Below are 8,549 nucleotides of genomic sequence, written 5' to 3'. Positions count from 1 at the left end.
AAAACCGAAAGGCATGCTCAAAGCCTACTAACTAAAATATCCGAACCAGTCGTAGCAGGCAACGAGCGCAAGCGCTCGCCGCCTGTACTCGGCGTTCGCAACAAATGAAGAACTACGACTTTCAGGATCCTCCGCACGCTGAGCCACATACATTTCTTGGCACCCTGATTGTCACTGCCGTGATCTTTGGAATCGGTGGAGTGGTAGCAGTCATCATTACGTTGATCGGAGGGGATGGAATACAGTTCAACAAAGGTTCAGCGTTAATTGCCTTAGGAACCTTTGTATTCATTTATCTCGTCGTGCTCACCCAACACCTCTTAGCCAGACGCCTAGGAAAGAAAAAGAGCGAAAAATTAATAGTGAGATCATTCCTGACGGTTGTGATGGTAGCTCTGGTCGCACTAGCAATCTGGACGAATCTAAAATGAAAATTTCTGCGAACCAGGCAGCTCACACAATGTCGGCAAACGCTCGCCTCTTTCAGAACGTCCGTATGGAAAATATCATCACAACTAATGGAACCTCAACCGCAGCCGACATCGTGTGGCTTTGACGTTGGGCGAAATAAATATGGAAATCAAAACACAGGCAAATACCCGTCCTAGAGTCTCTGCTGCTGTTATTCGTAACAACAAATTGGAGACGTTAATGGTTCAGCACAAAAGAAAAGACGGAACCGAATACTGGCAGTTTCCTGGTGGCGGATTAGAAAAAGGTGAAAGCCCTGACCAGGCAGTTTTGAGAGAATTAAAAGAAGAAACAGGTTTAGACGGAAAAATAGTCAGAGAGCTTTTTACGATCCCGTACAAACATGGATTGTCTACGACTTACCTAATTGAAACGGATAGAAATCAAACCCCAGTACTGGGAATCGACCCAGAGGAGATTGATCAGGACCACAAAAAATTGGCTGACCTTGGCTGGATGAAGATAAGCGATCATCGAGGGAATCCAGAGATAGAGGCATTGCTCGAAGTTCTATGATCAAGAAAGAATCAAGCCCAACAAAACGCTGCAGACAACGAGCGCAAGCGCTCGCCGTCTGAGCTCGGCGTTAGTCAAAAAGTGAAAACGATACTACTTACATTCCTGTTATCTTGCTCATTTGTTCAGGCTCGCTGGATTTCGGATTCAGAACTCGGATTCAAGATAGATTTCCCAGATCACCAGACCTACACTTCTCCAAAAAAAATTGAGCTTGCTAGCAATGCGAACCTATGGACTTCAGCGAACCGAAAAAGAGGTTACTCAGTATCGATCACTGTCACGAACTTTGCAGCTAAACACCAAGCCCCCTCTTTTGAAGCGATTGCAAAAAATTGGGAAAAGGATTTTTTAGGAGATAAAAAAGAGAAACGGTTGTCTGAATTCACGAAAGTAGCCTCCTATGAGGCATTGCGATTGCATTCAGTACACATTGAAAACTCGTTCGAAGTTCATACAATCGTCTGGTATTTTTTTGTAGGAAGAGTCAATTACATCATCGGCGTCATTTCCATTGGGGATGATTTCCTAAATCATCCAGATATTGAATACTTCATCAACTCTTTCGCTATTGAAGGACCATCCCTGCTACATGGGACTTGGGAAGGTAAAGACGATGAAGGACAAGTAGGATCGATAATACTCAATCCAGACGGTTCAGCTGATCTCTTCATCCAGGGCCGAAGCATAAGAGAAATAGCCCCTGACGAAATCCTGGAGATTACATACAAGTATGACGCAAACCATAATCCATCTCACTTGGACATCGAGGTATCGTCACCAACAAAACCTATCTATAGAATACCAATGATAGTTAAGATAAACTCCCATGATGAAATCGTAATCAGACTGAACAAAGACAACACGAGACCAGAAGACTGGAACGGCACGAAACAGGACACGGTTGTGCTAAAAAAGAAACCGACTAACAAGTCGGCGGATACAACTCCGGTTAGCGCTCCGCGCTAACCTCCGTCGTATCACCTCGGCGTTGGCTAAAGAATGAATAAGACGATCAAGGACATAGTAACGCTAATCGCTGGAGGTGCGGCATTTTGGATTGTTTACCAGTTGGTCCTCATTGGACTCTCTCTCCTCATAGGCTTGATCGTATCCCAGTTTCTCAGCGCTTCATATCCAGTTATCGTGATTTTTTGCTACGCGGGATTAAGAATGATTGAAGCTACTTTGGAGATAGGAGGAGGCACAGGTGCTAAGTGCCCTGAATGCAAAAGAAAGATTCAGACTTCCAGATCAGTTAAGTGCGAGGTATGTGGCGGGGCAGCCTTGATCACAAAGAAGGAAAGAAAGGAATTAGATTCCAAACTCTAGTTATGTATCCAAATAATGTAACAGCCAACCAGGCAGCTCACACAATGTCGGCAAACGCCCGCCTCTTTCGTAACGACCGCATAGGAATCAACCTCACAACTAATGGAACCTCAACCGAAGCCGACATCGTGTGGCTTTGACGTTGGGCAAAAAAGAATGAGAAACAATGAATCTGAATTATCACACCCGATCGTGAGATTCATCGCTGCTTACCTCACACAACCTCTCATCTGGACAGCAGCTTACGCATTCTTCGCATCATCCACCTCTTACCACAGGAGAACTATACTTTCTTACTTTCTAAGCATTCTCATGACCTTAGCCATCCCCGCGCTATGTTGGTTTTTCACGATGAAAAGGTTCTATGAAAAGAATGAAAAGATCAGGACAAGCAGGAATAGATTTTCCCTAGCAGGAGCTCTGTTTAGCATCACCTACGTTCTCACCTTCTTCTTCCTCGTTCTATTGTTTTTGGACGAGCTACACGAGTTCGATTACTTTGAAAAGCCTGCCTTTTTAGGCACAGCTTTAGCATCAGGCTACATAGCTTCTCACGTAGTTTTCCCAAGAACCAAACACTAGCCCAACAAGACGCTCCAGGCAACTGCGGCAAACGCCCGCCTCTTTCACTACGAACCCATGAAATCCAACCACCCCAGGAACTTAAAGGATAGCTTAGGCCTTGTCGCCTGAGCTCGACGTTCTCAAAAAAATGAATTTCCCGACTTTCGGCCCTCGCAGGCCGATCAGTGCAACATCAAAAATGAAAGGTATATTATGACCAAACTTTTGACCGTGGGTGCTTTGTTCAGTAGCGCAAACTGCTGGTAATCTGGTGCAACCACGTACACAGGATCGACAGAACAAAGAAAGAAAAAGAGAAAAAGATGAGCTTAATGGTTTCCATCTCCTATCGGATTCTTCTCGGTGCTCGGTTTGCGACGAGGGCCGATTCCGTAACACGGCGTCGGTGACAAAGTGTGAAAGAAATAAGTTCAGGATGGAACGCACCAGACTGATCGTCCCGAGAGCCCTTGGCGGTGCTAAGGATACCTCAGAGGGTAGCGAAAGGAGCAAAGGTTCTGTCCGTGTTGATCCAACCATTTAACTACAAAATTATGAGAACCAGTCGTAGCAGGCAACGAGCGCAAGCGCTCGCCGCCTGTACTCGGCGATATGCAGATAAGATAATGGCGAACAACTGGAACATCCCAAGCTGGCTCGAAAAAGAAGTCCGAGAGAGAGACAAAGTCTGCGTCTACTGTGGTTGTGAATTCACATCGCCGAAAGTGTCGACCAAATCTTCGGCGAGTTGGGAGCACATCATTAACGATGCAAAGATTATCACTAGAGAAAACATCTCACTTTGTTGTCGTGGATGCAATGCAAGCAAAGGACAAAAGAAACTATCAGAATGGTTGAAAACCAAGTATTGCCTAGAGCGTAACATAACGCCGGATACAGTGGCACCGATCATCAAGCTAGCCATCAGAAATGGAGAGCAATCGATGATCGAGAAAGAATCTAAAAAACAAAAAGCATATCAAGTCGTCGCTCACAACTCCGGGGGCTGCGCCCCCTCCGCGTGAGGACTCTGCGTTCTACGAAGTACTAACGTTGAAGTCAGGGCTCTCAGGACCGAAGGAGGCAACATCCCCTGCTAGTGCGAACACGACAAAGCAAACCAACGAGGCAAAGTCTTGAACTGACGTAAGGATTTCGACTTTTGACATTTCAAGCTTAGCGAAGAGACTTTTCGACCTGTTACCCTTACTATGACCTGCAAGGCCCGAAGCATTCTCAAAGATTCGAAACTACTGTCTGGAATCACTGGAGACACGTTCCCTGAAAAGGTAGAACAAGACGTTCGATACAACTCGGGTAAGCGCCGCCCCTTTCACTACGACCAAGCACCGACAACCATCAACTGAAGGTCAGAGGTCTCTAGAATCCTCGCGTATCACCTCCACGATGTGTGAATCTAAAAAATCAGAATGATGGATACGAAGAATGATCTAACAAAACGAGTAGTAGACTTCGACGGTGATCGTTAAATCGTATCCGACCTTAAAGAACTGATCCTGCATTGTACCGAGCCGAAGGTGACATGACCACAAGAGCCCATTTCAGAGCACCCTATCCGACGTAACCGAAGGAAGCAGCAAGACTACCGAGTGAAACAACACCTCAACGAAGCGAAGTGAGAATAACTTTCGACCGAACCAAACAAACAAAACCTAAGAAAATCTAACCGACGGAAACTACTATTTGGGAAGCGTTCATATTGATCGATTTTCCGAGATTTAACCCCAACATGAAATCCAAACGAACTACACACATCAAGACGCTGCACACAACGTGCGCAAGCGCACGCGTGTGAGCTCCACGATATGCTAACTAAAATTGAAAAGTCACTGACAGCATTCGCATTGATCTGCGTATCCGCGATCACAGTACTTTTCGCACTCACAGACGGGGCACCGGACTACCTACAAGGCGGAGAGCCGGTCATGATCATTGTAAGTATCGGCGTTTTATCTGGATTCATCTCCACAATCCTCTTTCCGATCAATATCCTGAGAAAAAAGAACGGACTATGGATGATACGAATCTTGGCTCTCCTTGGGTTCTGGGCGACGACACTATTTATGGGAAATCACGCATGAGCAAAAAGATGATCCCTACGACGAAAGAACAGATTGAGTTTAGCGAATCAGCTCTATCGACGTTCCAACAAAAGATTGGCATATCAAGTCGCTTCTCACAACGTCGGCAAGCCGCCGCGTGAGAGCTCTGCGTTGGAAGACGAATAGAAAATGAAAGAGCTAGCGATAGTCATCGGCCTATACATTGCAGTCGGACTGATTGCGTCCGCAGTCCTAGCGTTCAGAAAAAGCAAAAATCCTGATGCAGTAAAAGCTATCGAGTTGATGGGGTCCGACCCGAGTTTCGCGATCTCATTTCTGCTTTGGCCGGTTTGGATCTTTATGCAAATCGTCGAGCAAGACACAGTTTCACCAAAACTGGAAAAACTAGAAGAGAAAGAAAAAGACGACCTAGGCAAACTGATCGGTCGTATCGGTAGAACGGTTACGCCGATGGTACCTTCAGGAAGAATAAAACTAGGAGAAAAAGATTACGAAGCTATCTCCGACGAAGGAAAGATGGATCGAGATGAAGAGGTGGAAGTCCTCGCATTTTCGATGGGGACCTTAAAAGTAAGAAAATTCCAACCAGACGTCGCTCACAATTTCGGGGGCTCCGCCCCCTCCATCGTGAGGACTTAGCGTTCGACGAAAAATAGATGAAACGAATTATCCTTGTATTTGCTCTCCTCCCTTACCTCGCCTGGGCAAACGAAAAGACTCTGGATATTTCAATAGTCCAGCTTCTTGCGGATCCTTCCACATATGAAGGCAAAAGAGTTGCCGTTTCTGGATTTCTAAAGATGGAATTCGAAGGCAACGCAATCTACCTTCACGAAGACGATTACAAAAACCAAATCTACAAAAATGGATTTTGGGTTAGGAGTGGTTCAGAGATTTCTCCAAGTCTCTACGATGCAAGAGATGGATACGCACGAGTGGAAGGAAGATTCACTACACAACGCAAAGGACACTTTGGGTTATGGAGCGGAACAATCGAGGAGATAGATCGAGTCATACTCTTACCGATTGAACGCGAGTCGAAACCAATTGAGATCCCAACTAATGGATACAAAAACAAATAGGTCGAACAAGTCGCTCCAGGCAACTGCGGCAAACGCTCGCCTCTTTCACTACGACCCCATGGAAATCAACCACCTCAGTGACTTAAACGATAGCCTAGGCCTTGTCACCTGAGCTCGGCGTTGGCAGAACAAATGAAAGAAATAGAACAAGCATGGGGCCTCCCAATCCCCAAAGACTTTTCATCGATTTACGATGTAGGAGATTTCGACTCATTTCGCAGGGGAGACGAAGAGACCGTTTGGTTACCTTCACCCCTACTCACGCCTGAAGAGATAGTTGAGCAAGCGGCTTTAAAAGATGAATGGCAGATTCCTGAAGGTATGGTCCCTTTCATGGGAGACATGCACGACTTAGCCTGTCTCGATCTCTCGACCAAATCAGCGGGTGTGGTGTTGCTAAACGATCAAAGAGAAAGAAATAGAATTACGGATACATTTGAGGAGTTCATCTCGGGTATTCAACTCACCGATCAAGCTGTCGGAGATAATGACGGAATCATTGAAGAAGAATCATGGCTAGATTTCTAGATGCCAACAAGTCGGCGCATCCAACGTCGGCCAACGCCCGCCCCTTTCACAACGACCTTTTCGAAAACAACCACCCCAGACATGGAGGCGAAGCCTGAAGCCGCCGCGCATGGCCTCGACGTTATGAAGGAAGACGAAAAGGAAAACCCATTCTGGAAGCCATTCCTTCTATGGATTGTCCTCTTTGCATTAGCACAGATTACATGTGCCGCCATAGCAAAGACCCTAATTGAAAATCAAACACTGAAAATTTCGGACCAAGCAGATCCATTCAGACTATCTTTAGCCATATCCACCATATGCCTCCTCGTTTTCAGTTTCGTCGGGATACTAGCAGGAAAAAAGAAACCATACATCGTTGCTAGCTCATTGGTCACATGTGGAACATCAATGAATCCATTTGGAACGGCAATTTCCTACCTCCTAGTTTTTGGTCTAGCCAAGCTGATCCAGTGGGCATTCATGAAGATTAAGCTACTAGTAGGATACTACAAACCGATGTAATCATAACAAGTCGGCCCATACAATGCCGGCAAACGCTCGCCTTTTTCACTACGAACCCACCAAATTTAAGAAACCTGAAAATGGAACCTTAACCGAGCCGTCATCGTATGGCCTCTGCGTTCGCAAAGAAATGAATACAACGATCCGAAAAGTCGAAGCCAGTTCTTTGTCGAGGGTTTCCGGCATACTCATCGAGGCAGCCGACTGGCTCAAAAGAAAGGGGCAACCACTCTGGGATGCCGAACAGCTGGTTCCAGCAATACTCGAAAAGGAACTGAGTTACGGAGAGTACTACTTAGCCCAAGTTGACGGAGAGGATGCAGGCGTGTTCCGGTTTCAGATGGAAGACTCACTATTCTGGCCTGAATCACCTGCAGACGAAGCAACCTACATTCATCGACTATCGGTCAGAAGAAGCTTTGCTGGAAGAGATGTAGCGAGAGCATTGGTCAAACATGCTGTGAAATTAACAAAGGAAATGAATAGACCGTTGCTTAGGTTAGACTGCGAGTCCACCAGGCCCAAACTGCGAACTTTCTACGAAGGATTAGGTTTCGACCTTCATAGCTTGAAGCAAGTTGGACATTTTTCGGCTGCACGATACGAAATGAATCTAACTGCGAACAAGTCAGTGGTCACAACTCCGGAGGCTGCGCCTCCTACGTCGTGACACTTCGGCGTTAAGTAAGAAAAATGATTTGGATCCAACGAGCAGACTTCACCTCCGTAGAGTTTGGCGAGATGACGCCAGACGAAGCTCTTGGTATCTTGGAGGCTACAAATTGGAACGAACTAGCCGAAGAAAAGAAGAAGCTAGAGGAAGAAGGAAAAGAATTTTGCGATCCGGGTTTTGGATACGTATTTGAAGAAGGAGAGATCCTTCACCTGATCGAACCAAAGAAAGAACCGTTTTCAGGTTTCTACCACTATCAGAGAAAGGGAAAGCTCTTTGGGCTCATACCAACCACCAGAAATGAAACTTTAGAATTTGAAGATCTACCAAGTGAAGCACTCTACGAGGTAGTTAGAAACTGGAGCCCATTTGACTCCGAAAGCACCGTTAACCGAATAAAGAAAAATTGTACTTAACCAGGCGTGCCAGGCAACGAGCGCAAGCGCTCGCCGCCTGCACTTGTCGTTGGCGAAAGAAATGAAATCTACTATTTTGGCCCTGTCTTTCTTGCTCCTTACGCCGCTATCTTTCGGCAAGGATCTAACCGATTGGAAAAAAGAAGTAGCTGAACTGGAAGGTGTCGATTCGGTGACTGTCCAAGGCGCCTGGAAAGTGCGGGTACCGCGATGGAACGTTCTTCAAAGGATGAAATACGGCAGAATCAGAGACCCGAAAAAGTACAAGGCAGTATTGAGCCCATCAGAAAGCGAGAGCCTCGAGGGTATTATATCTTTCGAGGATCCACCACAGGCTCGAGCTCTGCACCTATGTAGAGGAACCTTCAACGTAGAGTTC

16 protein-coding genes are annotated in these 8,549 nt (G+C 46.1%); all 16 read left to right on the top strand.

What is annotated here, in order from left to right:
• Positions 1-104 precede the first annotated feature (104 nt).
• Positions 105-431, top strand: coding sequence for a hypothetical protein (locus JIN87_RS27285; protein WP_200359781.1), 327 nt, complete (start codon positions 105-107; stop codon positions 429-431).
• On the top strand, positions 428-556 hold the full coding sequence (locus tag JIN87_RS28650; RefSeq protein ID WP_267909456.1) for a hypothetical protein: 129 nt from the start codon (positions 428-430) through the stop codon (positions 554-556). The genes JIN87_RS27285 and JIN87_RS28650 overlap by 4 nt, the downstream gene beginning before the upstream one ends.
• A 17-nt stretch (positions 557-573) precedes the next feature.
• The gene (locus tag JIN87_RS27280) at positions 574-987 is read left to right on the top strand and encodes an NUDIX hydrolase (protein WP_200359779.1); all 414 of its coding nucleotides are present in this window, start codon (positions 574-576) and stop codon (positions 985-987) included.
• 81 nt (positions 988-1,068) lie between these two features.
• On the top strand, positions 1,069-1,956 hold the full coding sequence (locus JIN87_RS27275; RefSeq protein WP_200359777.1) for a hypothetical protein: 888 nt from the start codon (positions 1,069-1,071) through the stop codon (positions 1,954-1,956).
• A gap of 33 nt (positions 1,957-1,989) precedes the next feature.
• Positions 1,990-2,319 (top strand): hypothetical protein, encoded by a 330-nt coding sequence (locus JIN87_RS27270; protein ID WP_200359775.1) that lies wholly within the window; start codon positions 1,990-1,992, stop codon positions 2,317-2,319.
• Between the two features lie 156 nt (positions 2,320-2,475).
• Positions 2,476-2,901, top strand: a complete 426-nt coding sequence (locus JIN87_RS27265; RefSeq protein ID WP_200359773.1) for a hypothetical protein — start codon at positions 2,476-2,478, stop codon at positions 2,899-2,901.
• A gap of 1,193 nt (positions 2,902-4,094) precedes the next feature.
• Entirely contained in the window at positions 4,095-4,250 is a 156-nt protein-coding gene (locus JIN87_RS27260) for a hypothetical protein (RefSeq protein ID WP_200359771.1), read from the top strand.
• A 459-nt stretch (positions 4,251-4,709) separates the two neighbouring features.
• A complete protein-coding gene (locus JIN87_RS27255; RefSeq protein WP_200359769.1) occupies positions 4,710-4,985 on the top strand; it encodes a hypothetical protein in 276 nt (91 codons plus the stop codon).
• Positions 4,986-5,135: 150 nt separating this feature from the next.
• Positions 5,136-5,606 (top strand): NfeD family protein, encoded by a 471-nt coding sequence (locus JIN87_RS27250; RefSeq protein ID WP_200359767.1) that lies wholly within the window; start codon positions 5,136-5,138, stop codon positions 5,604-5,606.
• A 17-nt stretch (positions 5,607-5,623) separates the two neighbouring features.
• The gene (locus JIN87_RS27245; RefSeq protein ID WP_200359765.1) at positions 5,624-6,049 is read left to right on the top strand and encodes a hypothetical protein; all 426 of its coding nucleotides are present in this window, start codon (positions 5,624-5,626) and stop codon (positions 6,047-6,049) included.
• Positions 6,030-6,161: a hypothetical protein gene (locus JIN87_RS28645; RefSeq protein WP_267909455.1), complete on the top strand. Its 132-nt coding sequence runs from the start codon at positions 6,030-6,032 to the stop codon at positions 6,159-6,161. Before JIN87_RS27245 ends, JIN87_RS28645 begins: the two co-directional genes overlap by 20 nt.
• Before the next feature lie 20 nt (positions 6,162-6,181).
• Positions 6,182-6,577, top strand: a complete 396-nt coding sequence (locus JIN87_RS27240) for an SMI1/KNR4 family protein (RefSeq protein WP_200359763.1) — start codon at positions 6,182-6,184, stop codon at positions 6,575-6,577.
• An 81-nt stretch (positions 6,578-6,658) separates the two neighbouring features.
• Positions 6,659-7,081, top strand: coding sequence for a hypothetical protein (locus tag JIN87_RS27235; protein ID WP_200359761.1), 423 nt, complete (start codon positions 6,659-6,661; stop codon positions 7,079-7,081).
• A gap of 130 nt (positions 7,082-7,211) precedes the next feature.
• Positions 7,212-7,751, top strand: coding sequence for a GNAT family N-acetyltransferase (locus JIN87_RS27230; protein WP_200359759.1), 540 nt, complete (start codon positions 7,212-7,214; stop codon positions 7,749-7,751).
• 23 nt (positions 7,752-7,774) lie between these two features.
• Positions 7,775-8,170 carry a hypothetical protein gene (locus tag JIN87_RS27225; RefSeq protein ID WP_200359758.1) on the top strand — a complete coding sequence of 132 codons (396 nt, stop codon included), beginning with the start codon at positions 7,775-7,777 and terminating at the stop codon, positions 8,168-8,170.
• 61 nt (positions 8,171-8,231) lie between these two features.
• A partial coding sequence (locus tag JIN87_RS28490) for a hypothetical protein (RefSeq protein ID WP_234033665.1) occupies positions 8,232-8,549 on the top strand: 318 nt, incomplete at its 3' end.

Origin of the sequence: Pelagicoccus mobilis (assembly GCF_016595505.1) — a bacterium.
Taxonomy (GTDB): Bacteria; Verrucomicrobiota; Verrucomicrobiia; order Opitutales; family Opitutaceae; genus Pelagicoccus; species Pelagicoccus mobilis.
The sequence above is the reverse complement of the archived record's forward strand: the minus strand, read 5'-3'. Positions and strand labels throughout refer to the sequence as shown.

Excerpts from the sequence above, each read along its gene's own strand:
- JIN87_RS27280 (WP_200359779.1), top strand. The coding sequence starts at position 574 with ATGGAAATCAAAACACAGGCAAATACCCGTCCTAGAGTCTCTGCTGCT.
- JIN87_RS27240 (WP_200359763.1), top strand. The coding sequence starts at position 6,182 with ATGAAAGAAATAGAACAAGCATGGGGCCTCCCAATCCCCAAAGACTTT.
- JIN87_RS27285 (WP_200359781.1), top strand. The coding sequence starts at position 105 with ATGAAGAACTACGACTTTCAGGATCCTCCGCACGCTGAGCCACATACA.
- JIN87_RS27250 (WP_200359767.1), top strand. The coding sequence starts at position 5,136 with ATGAAAGAGCTAGCGATAGTCATCGGCCTATACATTGCAGTCGGACTG.
- JIN87_RS27260 (WP_200359771.1), top strand. The coding sequence starts at position 4,095 with ATGACCTGCAAGGCCCGAAGCATTCTCAAAGATTCGAAACTACTGTCT.
- JIN87_RS27245 (WP_200359765.1), top strand. The coding sequence starts at position 5,624 with ATGAAACGAATTATCCTTGTATTTGCTCTCCTCCCTTACCTCGCCTGG.
- JIN87_RS27265 (WP_200359773.1), top strand. The coding sequence starts at position 2,476 with ATGAGAAACAATGAATCTGAATTATCACACCCGATCGTGAGATTCATC.
- JIN87_RS27225 (WP_200359758.1), top strand. The coding sequence starts at position 7,775 with ATGATTTGGATCCAACGAGCAGACTTCACCTCCGTAGAGTTTGGCGAG.
- JIN87_RS27255 (WP_200359769.1), top strand. The coding sequence starts at position 4,710 with ATGCTAACTAAAATTGAAAAGTCACTGACAGCATTCGCATTGATCTGC.
- JIN87_RS28645 (WP_267909455.1), top strand. The coding sequence starts at position 6,030 with ATGGATACAAAAACAAATAGGTCGAACAAGTCGCTCCAGGCAACTGCG.
- JIN87_RS28650 (WP_267909456.1), top strand. The coding sequence starts at position 428 with ATGAAAATTTCTGCGAACCAGGCAGCTCACACAATGTCGGCAAACGCT.
- JIN87_RS27235 (WP_200359761.1), top strand. The coding sequence starts at position 6,659 with ATGGAGGCGAAGCCTGAAGCCGCCGCGCATGGCCTCGACGTTATGAAG.
- JIN87_RS27230 (WP_200359759.1), top strand. The coding sequence starts at position 7,212 with ATGAATACAACGATCCGAAAAGTCGAAGCCAGTTCTTTGTCGAGGGTT.
- JIN87_RS27270 (WP_200359775.1), top strand. The coding sequence starts at position 1,990 with ATGAATAAGACGATCAAGGACATAGTAACGCTAATCGCTGGAGGTGCG.